The 15,731-nt window shown below is 35.3% G+C and carries 13 protein-coding genes and 1 other annotated feature; of the genes, 4 read left to right on the top strand and 9 right to left on the bottom strand.

What is annotated here, in order from left to right; all coding sequences use genetic code 11:
* Positions 1 to 84: 84 nt before the first annotated feature.
* Positions 85 to 326: a binding site (T-box leader), on the bottom strand.
* 338 nt (positions 327 to 664) lie between these two features.
* From ACFTQ7_RS10485 to ACFTQ7_RS10445, 9 genes are all read right to left on the bottom strand, one after another.
* Positions 665 to 2,104 (bottom strand): MDR family MFS transporter, encoded by a 1,440-nt coding sequence (locus ACFTQ7_RS10485; RefSeq protein WP_386828546.1) that lies wholly within the window; start codon positions 2,102 to 2,104, stop codon positions 665 to 667.
* A 635-nt stretch (positions 2,105 to 2,739) separates the two neighbouring features.
* A complete protein-coding gene (locus ACFTQ7_RS10480) occupies positions 2,740 to 4,356 on the bottom strand; it encodes a DUF4179 domain-containing protein (RefSeq protein WP_386828544.1) in 1,617 nt (538 codons plus the stop codon).
* Positions 4,343 to 4,876 (bottom strand): RNA polymerase sigma factor, encoded by a 534-nt coding sequence (locus tag ACFTQ7_RS10475; RefSeq protein ID WP_386828543.1) that lies wholly within the window; start codon positions 4,874 to 4,876, stop codon positions 4,343 to 4,345. The genes ACFTQ7_RS10480 and ACFTQ7_RS10475 overlap by 14 nt, the downstream gene beginning before the upstream one ends.
* Before the next feature lie 823 nt (positions 4,877 to 5,699).
* Positions 5,700 to 5,936 carry a small acid-soluble spore protein Tlp gene (locus tag ACFTQ7_RS10470; protein ID WP_349659490.1) on the bottom strand — a complete coding sequence of 79 codons (237 nt, stop codon included), beginning with the start codon at positions 5,934 to 5,936 and terminating at the stop codon, positions 5,700 to 5,702.
* A 408-nt stretch (positions 5,937 to 6,344) separates the two neighbouring features.
* A complete protein-coding gene (locus ACFTQ7_RS10465) occupies positions 6,345 to 7,706 on the bottom strand; it encodes a TraB/GumN family protein (RefSeq protein WP_349659491.1) in 1,362 nt (453 codons plus the stop codon).
* A gap of 247 nt (positions 7,707 to 7,953) precedes the next feature.
* Positions 7,954 to 8,202: a LapA family protein gene (locus tag ACFTQ7_RS10460; RefSeq protein ID WP_386828541.1), complete on the bottom strand. Its 249-nt coding sequence runs from the start codon at positions 8,200 to 8,202 to the stop codon at positions 7,954 to 7,956.
* A 554-nt stretch (positions 8,203 to 8,756) separates the two neighbouring features.
* Positions 8,757 to 10,628, bottom strand: a complete 1,872-nt coding sequence (locus ACFTQ7_RS10455; protein WP_386828540.1) for a TnsD family Tn7-like transposition protein — start codon at positions 10,626 to 10,628, stop codon at positions 8,757 to 8,759.
* A 253-nt stretch (positions 10,629 to 10,881) separates the two neighbouring features.
* The gene (locus tag ACFTQ7_RS10450) at positions 10,882 to 11,478 is read right to left on the bottom strand and encodes a hypothetical protein (protein WP_386828538.1); all 597 of its coding nucleotides are present in this window, start codon (positions 11,476 to 11,478) and stop codon (positions 10,882 to 10,884) included.
* Between the two features lie 252 nt (positions 11,479 to 11,730).
* Positions 11,731 to 12,276, bottom strand: coding sequence for a TetR/AcrR family transcriptional regulator (locus ACFTQ7_RS10445; RefSeq protein WP_386828536.1), 546 nt, complete (start codon positions 12,274 to 12,276; stop codon positions 11,731 to 11,733).
* Between the two features lie 155 nt (positions 12,277 to 12,431).
* On the opposite strand from ACFTQ7_RS10445, the gene ACFTQ7_RS10440 reads away from it, so the two are divergent.
* From ACFTQ7_RS10440 to ACFTQ7_RS10425, 4 genes are read left to right on the top strand one after another with little or no spacing between them, the layout of a single operon-like run.
* Positions 12,432 to 13,076 carry an NAD(P)-dependent oxidoreductase gene (locus ACFTQ7_RS10440; protein ID WP_386828535.1) on the top strand — a complete coding sequence of 215 codons (645 nt, stop codon included), beginning with the start codon at positions 12,432 to 12,434 and terminating at the stop codon, positions 13,074 to 13,076.
* A 14-nt stretch (positions 13,077 to 13,090) separates the two neighbouring features.
* A complete protein-coding gene (locus tag ACFTQ7_RS10435; RefSeq protein WP_386828533.1) occupies positions 13,091 to 13,435 on the top strand; it encodes a DoxX family protein in 345 nt (114 codons plus the stop codon).
* A gap of 12 nt (positions 13,436 to 13,447) precedes the next feature.
* Positions 13,448 to 14,491 carry an LLM class flavin-dependent oxidoreductase gene (locus ACFTQ7_RS10430; RefSeq protein ID WP_386828531.1) on the top strand — a complete coding sequence of 348 codons (1,044 nt, stop codon included), beginning with the start codon at positions 13,448 to 13,450 and terminating at the stop codon, positions 14,489 to 14,491.
* Positions 14,492 to 14,534: 43 nt separating this feature from the next.
* Complete coding sequence (locus tag ACFTQ7_RS10425) at positions 14,535 to 15,413, top strand: SDR family oxidoreductase (RefSeq protein WP_386828529.1); 879 nt, start codon at positions 14,535 to 14,537, stop codon at positions 15,411 to 15,413.
* Positions 15,414 to 15,731: the final 318 nt, after the last annotated feature.

Genomic DNA, 15,731 nt, shown 5'->3' with positions numbered 1-15,731 from the left:
CTACTGAAAAGGAATCACATCGCATTCATCTAACCACCCGCTTCTGCTGAATGAAGATAAAAAAAACGCCCTTTAGGAATATACCTAAAGGACGTGTTATGAACGTGTTACCACCTTAATTTAAGAGCTACTCACATAACTCTTCTCAATAGGTACGGCTAAATGCGATACCTTTGCATTGATTACGGATGCAAACCCGTCGTAGCCTACTAAAGTTCGGTACGCAGCTCCAAGATGAATTCATTTTAACTTTCCTTGCGCCTCTCATCGACCGGCTACTTTCTGTAAGTTCCATTAAAACTACTAGTTCTCTTCAACACTTTTACTCTTATACTCCAAATTGTTAACAACAATTTTTCGTTATGCAAACCTTGATAATTATTATAGAGTTTTTATTTGAATTGTCAATAAATTAAATTGATATTATTTTTGCAAGCTTTTAATTCACATAGTCCCTCAGCAATGACCATAAGAACACTAAATTATGTTGTTTCTATACATTACCTTACTAACATTATGCCTTACGGTCTTATGGCCAGCTTTAGTACCTTTACCAATGGCTATAAGCATAACATCTAAATACCTTTCAGAAATATTTAAGATATCTTTTAATTCCTTAGAATCATAGCCTGACATAAAAAGAGGACAAGCTTGTCCTCTTTTTTTATTGCTCCCTAGTTTGTATGGTTGGCTTTAATAAGAACCAAACAATTACTAAAGTTCCTAGTGCTAATATAAAAGTTCCCATATAAATAAAATGTACACTTGAAGCTAATGCTTCTTGCGATTCGGTTACTACGTTTGCTGTAGTTCCTTCATGTCCACCAGAAGTTACAAGATCAAGATTTTTAATACCATGTGCATGAATCATCGTATTGAACATCGCCCCGAAAACTGCGGCTCCTAATGTTTGGCTAAACGTATTGATAAATGTATTTAAGCCAATTGCCGTCCCGCGCGTATGATTTGGAACAGTTGCTTGAATTGTTACCATATAGATAGGTGTGATGAGTCCCATCCCTAAGCCGAATAGTCCAACTGCAACATAAATTAAGAATGCTGGTGAATCTGTCGACAATGTAAATAATGAAAAGGCAGCAACCGAAAGAACGCTAGCTCCAAGTAGAATGATTTGTTTCGTATTTAAGCTACCAACTAATTTACCTGAAAGAATAGTGCCAAATGTCCACATTACAGGTAGTGGCATTAAAATGAGTCCGGCGTCTGTCGCGTTTTTTCCTAATACACCTTGGCTCCAAATCGGAAGATACATTGTAATACTAATAATCATTGCACCCGAAATAAGTGTTAGTACATTAATAATAGATAATGTACGGTTAGAGAAAAGTGCTAGCGGAATTAATGGTTCCGGAGATTTTTTCTCAATGAATAAGAAAATAACGAATGAAACAGCTGCAAAGATTAAGAGACCAACAATAGTCATGTCCCCCCAGTTTTGCTGACTGCTACCTGTTAATAACGCGTATAGTAGAGCGACTGTACTTAAAGAGAAGACTGTTGCACCAAGATAGTCGATATGATGCTTAGCAGGCTTAATAGATTCTTTATAATAGATGACAATCATTATGCAAGCGATAATTCCAAATGGAACGTTTAAGAAAAAGATATAGCGCCAAGAAAGGGAATCGACTAAAAATCCGCCAACTAATGGTCCGATCACACCAGAGATACCCCAAACAGCACTAATCCACCCCTGTGCTTTTGCACGGTCTTTCACTTCGCTATATAAGTCACCAATGATTGTCATTGTTATTGGCATAATAGCGCCTGCACCTAGACCTTGAAGGGCACGAAAGACGATGAGCTGTTCCATCGATGTAACGATACCGCAAAGTGCAGAGCCAACTAAAAATATTGTAGCTCCGATCAGTAAAACTTTTTTACGACCAAATAAATCAGCCAGTTTCCCGTAGATTGGAGTCGAAACAGCTGTGGCAAGCATATAAATTGCATAAACCCAACTAACAAGTTCGACACCTGACAAATCATTCGTTATACGGGGGATTGCTGTACTAATAATTGTTCCTTCTACAGCAGAAAGAAATGTCATTAACATTAATGATAAAATCACTTTTTTTTTCATATTTTTCCCTTTCACTTCCGTCTAGTTAAATAACCTCATATATAGCTAAGTTTTTTTATTATATATCAACTAAACTATGTATCTTCTAAAACGTCAATTTGAATATCTCCACCATTGAAACGGATATCAATAAAACAATTATCGTTAGACCCCGTTAATTTCTCCCTCATCAACATTATGTACTTCAACTAATCTGCCCCGGTTAGCACGAAGGCGATCAATCTAATCGAACAATCGCCCTCGTTAATAAAAATGAAAAGTTATTTATTAACCTTCTTGATAATTGCTCATTCTATAATTCACGAGACAACCATCAATTTTAACACAAATATCCATAAAAAAACCACCTCAAAGAAAATCTAAAGAGGTGATCGATGTGCAGAGATAATAAAGTTGTAAATTGAGAAAGTAGAATAAAGGAGCGTTATAGTTAATCTCATTTAAAAGAGATTTTTATTTTAATTAAAAGACCCAACTTCTCTGCAAATTAATTATAGAGAAGTTGGGTTTTTACGTTACTTCATTTAGTTATATGAATAGGACTATCTATAGTAGGGGTTAGATTTTCAATTAAAAATATATCTCTTTAAGTTCTGTTAAATTCCCGCTGGGCATTCTGATATTCATAATGCAGGTCATTTTCCAGACTTAAGTGGAATACGAAGCTCTTCGTTTGGCTTATTGATTCCATAACTATAAATGAAAATATCTAGCTCTTTCTTGTCGAAATTTTCATAAACGTGCATAGGTTTATTACTTTCATCATAAGATTCCGGTTCCCCTAAGATCTGTTCTTTACCGTCCAAATAATAAGTTCGATCGACTCCCTCAAACGTCGGATCTGAGCTCAAGGTTTCCACATAGAGGTTATTGTCCTTCAAATAATAAGTCCATGAGATTGGATACCCCGCAATGCTAGAAGTTGTAGTTTGATGTTTTTCTGATATGTCAGTCAAACGGATTGGTTTGTCGTTCTCGTCTCCGTAAAAACCATCGATACGGTGCTTCGCGACGAGGGTTATAGGCTGATTAGCCAGAGAAGCTACATCTAGCCCTTTCACTTCAAAGCGTAGATCTTGTCCTTTACCCATAGAATACCCTTTTAACAGAGTTCCACCTACATCTAGCTGATACTCTCTAAAAGGAAGAGTATAGTAGTCTTCTTGAGTAATTTTCAAACGAACTTGGGTTGGTGTAACCTTCATTTCATGGATTTTCGTGTTAGGAACATCGCCCATAGGGATATCTAGCACTTGCTTAAATGACGCATTTTCCAACTGTTTTTTGGAAAGATTCATATTTATGTTCCAAGTACTTTCTTTTGTTTCTAGTATGTGATCATAAGAAAGCTGGAATTTAGTTCCTTCTTCACGTAAGGTGTCAGACTTGAATATTTGACTTATGTTCGCTCCTCCGTCACGGTATGAAAAAGATGTACCTGTCACTTGTTTAACAGATTCACCCACATTATTGATTGCCTCGAATTCTACCCCTCTGTACGGCATTTCAGTATCCGTAAACGTAACGTCTGATTTTAGGAGAACTTTACCTTCAGCCTGTTCAAAAGACTGTAAGGTCACGCTACCCACCCCATCCTTTTGAATTGGGAACACTTGCGTAGTAGAGTCATTAGGATTATAGTTGATGGACTGCTTCTTATTGTCGATGAATTGAATATTCTCCATTATAAACTCAATATCAGTCATCTGCCCTTCGGCAACCCAGTCCGTCTCAAAATACCCCTGGAATACACCAAGCTTCTCGTCCCACTTGTGTTGTCCATAATTTCCTTCAATAAAGTTGCCCTTCGAATCTTTTAGTCCAATCACTTCAAAATCTATGTCCTTTACATCCTTGAATGTTTCAGGTTTCAAACTATATAGCAGGAAAGTTCTGTTCTCGTCTACAAAGGCCGTATGTACGGTTAACGTAACACCATCCTTTGTAACGGATTGCTCAATCGTTTGACCTAAGCCCTGCTCTAATGCGGACTGAATACCTTCCCTATGTGAAAGCATGCTGGACCAGTCATAATTCAGTGCTGCATAAACTGGTGTAGCCATCAAAGCTACAGATAGCCCTGCCACCAATGCAAAGCGCTTTCGTTTTCGAGGACGGAGCACAACTGGTTCACCTCCAGCAACCTTTAGCTCGTCCTGCTGGATACTGCTCCACATCTGATCAAAGTTAGGGTAATCGATGTTATTTGAAGCCTTCATTTGGTTTTTAACCTTGTTTTCAATGCGTTCCAAATTGGTTCTCTCCCTTCAACCATAAGTTGTTTTTGTGTTCAAGCTTTTTGCGCATGATTTTCAATGCTTTATGGAGTCTCGACTTCACTGTACCTACAGGAATCTGCAGGGTTTCAGCGATCTCTGCCATGGATAGCTCACCGATATAGCGAAGGGTAACAACTGCCATTAATTTGTCTGGTAGTTGCTTCAGTAGTTCCTCCCATTCTTCCTGAGCTGTTTTTTCTACTACAATGGTGTCTACGGATTTAATTGAAAATGTTGCCTGCTCATGAAGCCATTGAACCTGACCCTGTTTATCCCTCTGAGTCTGATTCCGTTTTAGCAAGTTTAAACAATGGTTCATTGCGATGCGCATAATCCAGGCACGCGTATGCTCAACGTTTTGCCAATCCTGACGAAAAACGTTGATAAATACGTCATGGCAGAGATCTTCCGCATCTTGTGCGTTTCGCAACATGTAATAACATGTGCGGTATACATCCTTATTATAAGAATCGAATAATTCACGCTCTGTCAATCCAAGGCACCCCTTTCTTTGCGTTATACTTTATAAACAAATGACTATTGGAAAAGGTTCATCTTTTTTAGTAATATTATTCTTTAATTATACTTAATTACTTTTTCATACTTTATTATTCATTACTATGACAGCTACAACAGAAGAGAAAGCTTTATCCTATAGAAACCCCATCTTGTGCGTTCCACAGAGCATGTAATAACATGTACGGTATACATCCTTGTTATAAGAATCATAGTTCACGCTCTATCAATCCAAGGCACTCCTTTCTTTGCGTTATACTTTATAAACAAATGACCCATGGGAAAGGTTCATCTTTTTTAGTAATAGTATTCTTTAATTATATTTAATTCCTTTTTGTATACTTTGTTATTCACTACTAAGATAGCTGCAATAGAAGGGAAAGTTGTTTTCCTAAAGAAAAACCCCACATTTTGAAACAATGACAAAGCGCGGGGTTCAAATTTTAGCTATTTTAAATATGATAAATCAGATGTTAGCCTACATATATGTATTTTTTCTGACATACTAATCCACTAAATATTTTTAGCTACATAACTAATGTGGTAATCTTCTTCCGAAAAGTCCCCAGAGCCCATTCCTTGTATAAGCTCTTTTAATACGTAAATCCACAATAGAAGAAGTCATCCAATTTGTGTTGAAATCCATGTTCTAAAAAGGGATATAATAAGTCATTTACAACCTCATAATAAAAGCAGACGGTGATATAGAGGTCCATTATAGAACTTCTAAACCATCTGCTTTTATTAGGAAGTACTTTCAAGTTGGAGAAAAGGTAGTTCTTCTTTCTAAGTTTCCAATTCTACACTTCTCCTTTTTTACGTGCTGCCATTTCATCTTGCATTTCTTCTTTTAATGCTTCAATTGACTTTTGACGTCGCTTATTTTTTTCTTTAATCATTTCACTTTGCATAGGGTCTGCAAATTCCAAACTAATCTCCGCTTCATGGAGTTTTTCTTCAGTGTTCTTAACGATATCACGAATTCGTTCCACGTTATTGGATCTATCATCTGGTTTTGAGTGTCTAGAATTAGCCATGGTAACCTCCTAAAATTTTTACAATCAATATACCTCGGCATACTTGTTGCTGACGCTTCGCTTTCGCACAGATAAACAATGCGTCCAGAATCGGCTCTGTGTTAGCACAAAGAACACCTTTCCGATTCCATTACATCCGCCGGAAGCTTTAACTTCTTGCAGCAAGTATTTGGACCATCCATTGCAAGAAGTTAAAATTAGTTTGTATTTTTTTTATGTTTATATGTACACTAATTTTTACTAAGAAAAGTGCTTTTGTCCTTTTAGCACGACAAGCACTGGAGAAAGGCTTACAGTTTCTTGCTATGTGAGGAGACAAAAAGCCCTTAAGGAAATAGATCCCTTAAAGGCTTTTTAACTAAATTAAGGTACTACTTTCCCTTAATCCCCATGCTCTTTGGTTTTTCTTTATTGATAAAATGGCTTCACTTTGTACCCGTCTTTCTCCAAATGATAGCGAATGCTTTTCTCACCTAAAAAGTGACCTGAACCAACAACAACAAAATACGTACCTTTTTTCTCTTCAAGTACATTCATAATTTTCTTTGCCATTTGTTCATCTCGTACACCAAATAGCATTTCATTGTACTCTGACGTCCCGCCTTCCATCGATTGGAAGCTTTTTGCAAATTCTTCAACGTTACCCTGCTTCCAGCTTGTAAACCACTCTTGGAGAACTTTAGATTGATTTTCTTCAGATGGATTGATTATGCTATCCAACACAGCGACTAAAGACTGCTCCTGTGCTTCTGGTGATAACGCGTCAAACATATCAACTTGTGCTTTCATACCCTCTAATTCAATTACTGGCTTTTTCTGCAGATCTGCATTTAATAAAAAGTACATATCAATACCGTGCATCGCCATTTCTTGTGGCGTCATACCAAATGAATTATCTGTTGACAGCATTGCTAAGGTGCTTGACAGCGTCCAAGGCTTTTGCAATGTCAGTTGTTCCATCGGGAGATTATATAGCTTTGCAACTTTTTCAAGCTTCGCATATGTTTCTGGCGCAACAGCATCTTTCAGTGTTGTGCCATCTGAATACATTGCCTTTTTCGCATAATAATCAAGCCCTTTCGTATCCAGAATATTTGCCTCTACTAATAGCGCATCCGCTTTATCGAACGCCTTCACTAGTTTTTGATCGAATGGATATAAGTCAGGTGTACCTAGGTGAATGGAGCCTAGTAAATACACAGTCGTATCCTCATCCTCTACTACCCAGGCTACCCCCTTCGCTCCTTGCTCTGCAAGTTCATAGGTAATCTTAATCAATCGAGAAGCTAGTAGAACAGCCTGTTGCGTCGTTGCCTTTTGCTCTAAGTGCAGTTCGTTTGAATAACCTTGTAATATGTTATGATCTTTCATAAATTTAATGGCATCCGTGCCGACAGGTAAATCATAGCGTGCGACGATATTATACAAGCGATTCACAATATCACCGCGTGTGTTATCGTTCTTCACGTTCACTGGCTTATACTTTTTATTTTCCGCTAAGCCCAGTGAGGCAATTTTCTTTTCTGTTAATGCCAGCAGTTCATTTACCTTGTCCACAGAAATTTCTTTATGGAAGTCTTTATCATACCATGTAGTTGGATAAATTCCGTATTTTTCACCTTCGACTAAGGTTTCAATAACCGGATTACTTATCGATGGTGATAGGGGCGGTGACTGCTCCTTCGCATGGATCACTGGCACCACCGTTGTTAGCATCAATGAAGCGCCAAGCAAAGCAGCACTCGTACGCTTCAGTATTTTTTTCATCATATTATCTTCTCTCCCTTGGTACTTATTCTATAAATATATTACCATATAATTGTTAACTATTTTATGTTAAATATGAGAATAATTATAATTTATATTAATCTACTTTCTAACCTCAAATACAAAAAAACCGTCCTAATTTTTTGGACGGGATTAAAATAAAGTTGTTTAATTTTTGATGTAAAATAATATAATCGTTTAATTCTAAGTGTTGTTTTACAATCGGGCTCTTAGTGAAATAGCACAACATTTAAGAATGTTGATCCATTTCACCACCTGACTTTTTCAAAGCTCTTTGAAGTTGATAAATTTTCATCATACTAATTAATCCAACTAATAGGGCTCCCAATAAGACTGACCCAATAATAACGAGGATCAATGGCCACTCAGCTTTACCAAATAAATAATTTACCGTTACCTTGTCAACATTTATAACTGAAAATACCGCGATAATTAAGACTACAAATATTGCTAATATTAAGTTCCACTGCTTTTTCATATGCCACCTCTTTCATTGCTATCTACATTCTATAATTACTATTATAAAATCTGGAATAGCTTGGGACAATCACTATTTCACGGTAGGGGTATAGCCTTAACAACTCTGTCTTTATTACCATGAAACATCCAAAATAAAAAACATCCGCTCACTTCTTTTATTACAAGCGAACGGATGCGAATTGCACGGATATTTAAATAATTACTTTAAATGATTTTATTATATGCTAACAAGAAGTGTACAGGGACAATAAAGTTGTATACTGAAAAACTCGTTAAACCGCATTAAACCGTTCACTTTTAAAAAATTAGTGACAATAAAGTCGTAGACTAACATGTACTTAAATCATACATTACTAGTTTACATCCAACCAAAGAGTAACAATAATGATGTATACTTTAATAACTTACCAAAAATTAAGACACTTACTTATTACATTCACACCTAAATTATCAAGTTCAATACTTTATTATTCAGTTAACAGCTTTATTATTTAAACATCTTGTGTAGAGATAATAAAGTTGTTAACTGAATAGAGAAATGTTTTATTTATATTAATAATTCAAATTATGTTCATTTATCAATTGTTCTATGTACAGTTTAATTTCTTCCCCTCCTTTTCTAATAAATGTTCTAAGATGTGCTGCTTCTGCTACCTTACTAAAAGAAACTTCCTCATTTTTAAATTTTTCTTCCATAACACTTCTTACTTTACGCTTTCTAAATTCTTCTTTGGATTCTTCTATTAAATCTATATAATCAGCAGTTAATGGATATCTTTTTCTAGTATATTGATAATCACTTCCTAAACCTAATAAATTTTGTATTCTAGATTTCGATTTTCTCACTAACTTACTTTGATTTTTTTCAATGTCTGACCATGTTGAAATGATTTTTTGTGCTTTATCTAAAAAAACATAATCTGCTTCTAAAGAATATACCTTCTTTTTAACTTTATATTCTTTTTTAATCTCTGGAGAATTGGCTTCCAGCCATTCCTTATCATACTTTCTAAGCCAAACATATACTGCTCTATTTGCGCTGTGTAATTCATGACGATAATATTCAGGGTATTTTGCTCGTAAATCTAACCATATCTCCTTATACTTCTCAGTTTTTTCATCTATCTTTTTATACTTTTCTAATTGCTTTAAATCTCTATCATTGAACTTTTCTCGATCACGTAGTATTTTTCTAATTGTTGGTCTAGACATATTAGTGCGATGGGCAATTTCATTTATTGTTAACCGCTGTTTAATTAAATCATTAAACTTTTGTTCCCATATAGGGCCTTTCTCCATTATTCTATTACTAAAATACTCTATATCTAATGGTGATTTTTCCCATACTCTTATTCGATAAACAAATCCACAACTACATTTCATATCACCTTGAATATCTCCATTCCCATTATGAATGCTGACATCCACTTTCTTTACAACCTTCTCTAGATAATGATCTGCGAATGGATTCATACAAATCCAAGGACCAGTTCCAAACGGTTTATATTCATATTCATTTTCAAAGAATTCACGCGCAGAACCACATAATAGCCTCATTAATAATAGATGCCTTATTGGATGTAAAGTAGTAACTCTACTTTTACCTTTAAATTTAGGTAACCATGAAGTACTTGGAGAAAAAGAAGAATTCAGCATTTCAAGAAATTCATGTGGAAAATGATCTAGCATTAAAATCTTTAACCTTTGTTCCCTTTTCAGCATAGGATAAGCTATTCCTTTAATCTCAAGAAGGGTTACATATTTTTCATAAAAATAATTTTCAGGAAATACATCAAAATTTTTTTCTAACAGGTATTCTATATCTTCTGACAAATTCAACAATGACTCTAATACATCACTTTTATATTTTCTCTGCTCTCTCTTAGTATCTTCAAACCTTGGTAAAGCAAATTCAACACCTTGAATATTATGTATATTTACTGGATGCTTTATTAAGGCTATCCGATGATTAGTACATACAAATATACCCGGAACTTGATGAATCCTATTCCAATATCCTTCACCATACTTCTCAAACTGTTCCTTTAAACACTCAGGGCAATAGTATAAATGTTCTTTTGATTTTATATCATTTTCTTTATAACCAAAAAAATCAAACCGTAATCCCTCAAAATTTTCCTCTTTCAATTTTCGGGTCCACTCTATCTTCTTAAAAGGCCTTACAATAGGAATTATCGTATGATTATTTATAAAGAAATCTCTAGAATAGGTACTTGAAAATACTTTTGCTTTAGTTACTAAATTATCTATTCCCATCGGTACCTCAAAGTTAATATTACGTGTTCTTCCTGTCAGTTCTTTTAAGGTATATGAAGCTAGAATATCTCCACTGTAATAATGGTATCTAGCTAATATACTGTAATACAATTCATTATTATAAGGTTCCGGAAAGTAAACAATCATTTTATAACCCCTTTTACTTTAAGGCTGTTTTCTCAAAGATTGTTGCTAATGGATTGTCTATCTTATTCAACTAAAGCACCCGTTAGTTGAATAAGATTTATCTGTATTGGTCTAAGTAATATTGCCACAATTAATTGAATAAGTCTTTCGGTTTTTATTACAGTTTTTTGTATCGTTCATTATCCTTACTACTCTAAAAAGTTTAAAACTAATTGATCAATAGATATATACCTTCCGGAAACAGGAGTATATTTTAGTCGGTTAGTGAAAAATCCTTTTTGATTTGTTCAATGCTCCTATTTGTTATTTCTGCAATATATTTCAATAAATCATCATATTTTTCTCGATTATTTAGTTTTTTAAATTTCTCAACAAGACCCTCAAAACCTTTAAAATATTCACTATGATAACTTGGGTTGTTATAAATTTTAATAAATTCAAGATAATCTTTTGTATACCTTTTATCTTTAATTTGAATAAGAATATCATTCCAACTTTTAATTCTTTTTTTATGAATAGGCTTTTTTACTCCCAATTCCTTATTTTCTTCATTTTTTATCTGTTGAATAAATTGTTCTACTTCAAGTATATATTGAAAAAGCTCATTTCTGTTTTGGCTATCCAATTCCATCAGTATGTTAATTTTATAATGATCATAACGCTCTTTCCTATGATGCAATTTTCCTTCAGTTTTGTTTGATTCTTTTTTCTTAACAGTAATTTCTTTTATTACCTTTCCTCCAGCACTCAATAAACTTAATACTGCCGTAATTTCTTTGCGGTTTTCTTTAATTATTTTTCCTGCCTTTTTTCCACCTTCAATAATTGGTCCAATTGGAATTCTACCCATATGCCCCACCTTAATTTAAGAGTTCGTTTTTATGTAATTAAATTCGACGTTGTAAAGACCGTTTCCTTCTTAAATTAACCTGTGCCGTTAGTTGAAGAAGAAAAAGATGGGATCTTTGTGGAATCTCATCTTTAAGTAAAGCCCCCGTTAGTTTAATAAGAACAGCGACGCTTCTTCCACAATCGCGCCCGATTGTGGAATAGTAAATGCGAATAAAAATGAAAAAATCACTTCTGATATTTTATTAAAACATTAAATCATTTCTTCTAACAATTCTCGTATAATTTCCTCGTTAGGCTGTTCGCCCGATGCTACATACTTGGTGGATATTCCATAAATAGTCCAACTTAACTTAATGCTATGTAGCTCAACTTTTTCATATGGCCAATCTTCATGTTTCTTCTTTAAAAAATCCCGCATCACACGTGCAAGTTCCTCTTTTATAATCATTTCAATTTTTGGTGTGAAAGCTTCGTAACTGCGCATACATTGGTTCGCTAAGCTTCGATGAAATTGTAATAGACTATTAAAAATCGTTTGCATTATATCTACGGTCAAAGCTTTTTCTGTTTCTACATGAGACAGTACCCCTTGTAGCACATCCTCTGCTAATACTTTTTCTAATAAATCGTGTTTATCAAAAAAGTGATAATAAAATGTTGCTCGGTTTACCGTTGCACGGGACGTAATGTCCTTAATCGTAATTTCTTTAAAATCCTTTTCCATTGCTAATTGTAAAAAGGCATCCATAATTAAGCGACGCGTTCGTAAAAAACGTGGATCTAGTGTTTTTTCCATTGTAAAACTCCTTATTTTTTCGACATTTTGAAGCAAATGTCGTATATACGATATTTGCTTGCGATTTGTTGGTGGTCAAGTTTTGATTCTAATTTTAATATATTTATACAACATATGTTGGATATACAAAAGCTGTTGAATGGAAGTGAATTGAATTGAATATTACAGTCTTTGGGGCGAATGGTCAAATTGGACGCCAACTCATTACCATTGCATTGCAAAATGGTGATGTTGTAAAAGCAGTTGTCCGTCGTGATGGTGCATTAGATATGACACATCCGAATCTAGAAACAATCGTTGTTGATTATAACAATCATGAACAAATGACCAATGTAATTGCTGGTCAAGATGCTGTTGTTAGTACACTTGGACCGAGTTTATCGATGAGTCGTAAAGTATTAGGTTTACCCATTACAAAGGCTCATGACATGATTTTGCGTGTGATGGAGGAACATGGAGTTAAGCGTTTGATTACACTTGCCACACCTACACTTAAATCAAAAGATGATAAAAAAAATGCAGTTACAATCATGCCTAGTATTATGGCAAAAATCCTTTTCCCGATTGGGTACGCAGAAATGAAAGCAATTGAAAAACTCATCCATAAGAGTAATGTCGATTGGACAGTTGTACGAATCATTAATCCAAATGTTAATAAGGATGGAAATGGCTATGCCATTTCATTTGGCGATACACCTGGGAAAACAAATGTTTCCCGTAAAAATGTGGCAGCTTGTATGTTTGAGGCATTACGAAAAGATGAATGGATTGGCAAAATGCCAATTGTTTATAACAAATAAAGGAGGAAATGAGTATGACTATTTTAGCGTGGATTTTACAAGGAATTTTAGCATTAATGTTTTTGATGGCTGGTACAGGAAAAACATTCGGCTCAAAAATGCATATTGAAGGATTTAAGCATTGGCAACTACCACAATGGTTCCGAGTTGTCACAGGAATTATAGAATTAGGTGCTGCAATTCTTCTAATTATTGGTTACTGGAACAATACAGTTGCCATTATTGGTGCAGCCATTTTAGTAGCAGTAGGAGTTGGCGGTGTTATTACGCACGTTCGTGTAAAAGATCCAATGAAAGCAACAGCAACAATTTTAGTATTAGGAGTTTTAGCGCTTATTTTACTACTAATCTTAGTTTAAGCAGGTGAACATATGAATTTTGAATTTGGTGTGTATTCATTAGGTGAACGCCACCCTAATGCAAGCGGAAATACCCGTTCAGCACAGCAACGCATTGAAGATATCATTCAAATGGCAAAATGGGCGGACGAAGCAGACCTGGACGTATTCGGTGTAGGTGAACATCATCGATTAGACTTTGTCACATCAAGCTATGAATTGATTCTCGCAGCGATTGCACGCTTAACGAAAAACATTAAATTAACGAGTACATTATCCGTTATTAGTACGGCTGATCCGGTACGTGTTTATGAAGATTTTGCCACTCTAGATTTATTAAGTGGTGGTCGTACAGAAATTATTATGGGGCGAGGTTTATTTTTAGAGAGCTTTGAATTATTTGGTGAGAGTCTAGATGATTACGACCGATTATTTGAAGAAAAGCTGCTTCTATTTATGAAGTTGCAAGAAAATGAAATCGTAAATTGGCAAGGTGAATTCCGCACACCATTACGTGATGCACAAATTTCCCCTCGCCCTTTGCAATCGAAAATTCCAATGTGGGTTGGCGTTGGAGGGACTCCTGGCAGTGCCATTCGTGCTGGGAAGCTAGGTTTAAATATGGCTCTTGGTCTTTTAGCAGATGAGCCAGAACGTATACAATATTTGACCAATCTTTATTGGCAGGCAGCGAATCAAGCTGGTCATGATTTATCTAAATTAAAAGTATCTGTAACAGGTCATAGTTACTTAGCCGAATCAGGTGAACAAGCAATTCGTGAATTTAATCCTTGTTACAACGAGTATATGGCATACGGTTTAAAAGACCGTGGTATGCCATTCCATCCGATTTCAGTTGAACAAATGATGTCACAACGTGCAGCCAATCAAATCCTAGCGGTTGGCAGCCCCGAAGAATTAGCCGAGAAGATTTTATATCAGCATGAATTATTTGGACACTTACGTTTTATGGGGCAATTTGATATGGGGAATCAATCGATGGCACGTGTTGAAAAAGCAATTGATTTACTTGCAAATAAAGTCGCGCCGATTGTTCGTCGTGCTTTAAATAAATAATATAAAAATTATCACTAGTTTTTGCTTAAATGGAGGAATCAACATGGAAATTTTAATTACAGGTGCTACAGGTCAATTAGGTGGCAAAATCGTCGAATATTTAGCAAAGAAAATGGAAGCAACAAATACAAATATCATTGCAGGGACAACAAATACTGAATCTGAAAAAGCACAAGCTATCGCAGCAAAAGGTATTGAAGTACGTAAAACTGATTTTGAAAATCAAGCGTCATTAGTAGAAGCCTTCAAAGGTGTTGATAAAGTGTACATCGTTTCAACACTTCCAGATGTTGAGCTTGCAGTGCGCCAGCAAACAAATATCGTTGAAGCTGCAAAACAAACAGGTGTCCAACACATCGTTTATTCAAGTGCGCCTAAAGCTGATACAAGTGCATTCGTATTAGCTGCACCTCATCGCGAACGCGAAAATATTTTAAAACAATCCGAAATTCCATATACAATTGTACGTAACAATTGGTATGTTGAAAATGAATTAGCTAGCATTCAACAATCATTAAATGGTGCGCCATGGCTAACTTCAGCCGGCGAAGGTAAAGTTGGCTGGGCATTACGTGATGAATTAGCAGAAGCAACAGCGAATGTATTAGCAAAGGATGGTCATGAAAACAAAGTCTATGAATTAGGCGGTGTACCATATACACAAGCGCAATTTGTCGCTACAGTAAATGAAATCACTGGTAAAAACATTCAAGTGATGAACGCAGATAGCAAGACATATGGTGATGTTTTAAAACAAGCAAACTTACCAGAACCAATGATTGGCATGTTATCGGCTATTCAAGAAGGCATTAAAACAGGTGGATTAGATAATAGCCATTCTGATTTAGAAATGCTATTAGGTCGCAAACCAGCCGCTTTGAAAGAAGCACTTCAACAAATATTAGCTGAACCAAGAAAGTAATATAGTCATTACTGACAAAATAACCAGATGGAAAGCATGTTAATTATGCCTTCCATCTGGTTTTTGTGTTGGATGCTATTATATGAGATTTCTCTGTTCACTCTAGGATTTTTCTTTAAGTAGCCAAAGCCGTTTGAAAATATTTCTCAAAAGAATCTTATTCAACAATATGGCCCGTTTGTTGAACACCAAGTTAAACAACACTCTTCAACTAAACTGCCCCTTCGTATTATAAGGTCAGCCAGATATTTCTGGTTGAACATTTTTCAAATGGTTTTATTATAGCAGTAGCCAGGGTAGAACGTAACTGCTCGTGGG

It is taken from the genome of Lysinibacillus sp. NPDC056959 (assembly GCF_042674095.1).
GTDB lineage: Bacteria > Bacillota > Bacilli > Bacillales_A > Planococcaceae > Lysinibacillus > Lysinibacillus zambalensis.
This window is presented reverse-complemented; position numbering and strand designations above follow the sequence as displayed.

Coding starts and splice junctions, on each gene's coding strand:
- ACFTQ7_RS10485 (WP_386828546.1), bottom strand. CDS start 2,104: ATGAAAAAAAAAGTGATTTTATCATTAATGTTAATGACATTTCTTTCT.
- ACFTQ7_RS10470 (WP_349659490.1), bottom strand. CDS start 5,936: ATGGCTAATTCTAGACACTCAAAACCAGATGATAGATCCAATAACGTG.
- ACFTQ7_RS10465 (WP_349659491.1), bottom strand. CDS start 7,706: ATGATGAAAAAAATACTGAAGCGTACGAGTGCTGCTTTGCTTGGCGCT.
- ACFTQ7_RS10460 (WP_386828541.1), bottom strand. CDS start 8,202: ATGAAAAAGCAGTGGAACTTAATATTAGCAATATTTGTAGTCTTAATT.
- ACFTQ7_RS10455 (WP_386828540.1), bottom strand. CDS start 10,628: ATGATTGTTTACTTTCCGGAACCTTATAATAATGAATTGTATTACAGT.
- ACFTQ7_RS10450 (WP_386828538.1), bottom strand. CDS start 11,478: ATGGGTAGAATTCCAATTGGACCAATTATTGAAGGTGGAAAAAAGGCA.
- ACFTQ7_RS10445 (WP_386828536.1), bottom strand. CDS start 12,276: ATGGAAAAAACACTAGATCCACGTTTTTTACGAACGCGTCGCTTAATT.
- ACFTQ7_RS10435 (WP_386828533.1), top strand. CDS start 13,091: ATGACTATTTTAGCGTGGATTTTACAAGGAATTTTAGCATTAATGTTT.
- ACFTQ7_RS10430 (WP_386828531.1), top strand. CDS start 13,448: ATGAATTTTGAATTTGGTGTGTATTCATTAGGTGAACGCCACCCTAAT.
- ACFTQ7_RS10425 (WP_386828529.1), top strand. CDS start 14,535: ATGGAAATTTTAATTACAGGTGCTACAGGTCAATTAGGTGGCAAAATC.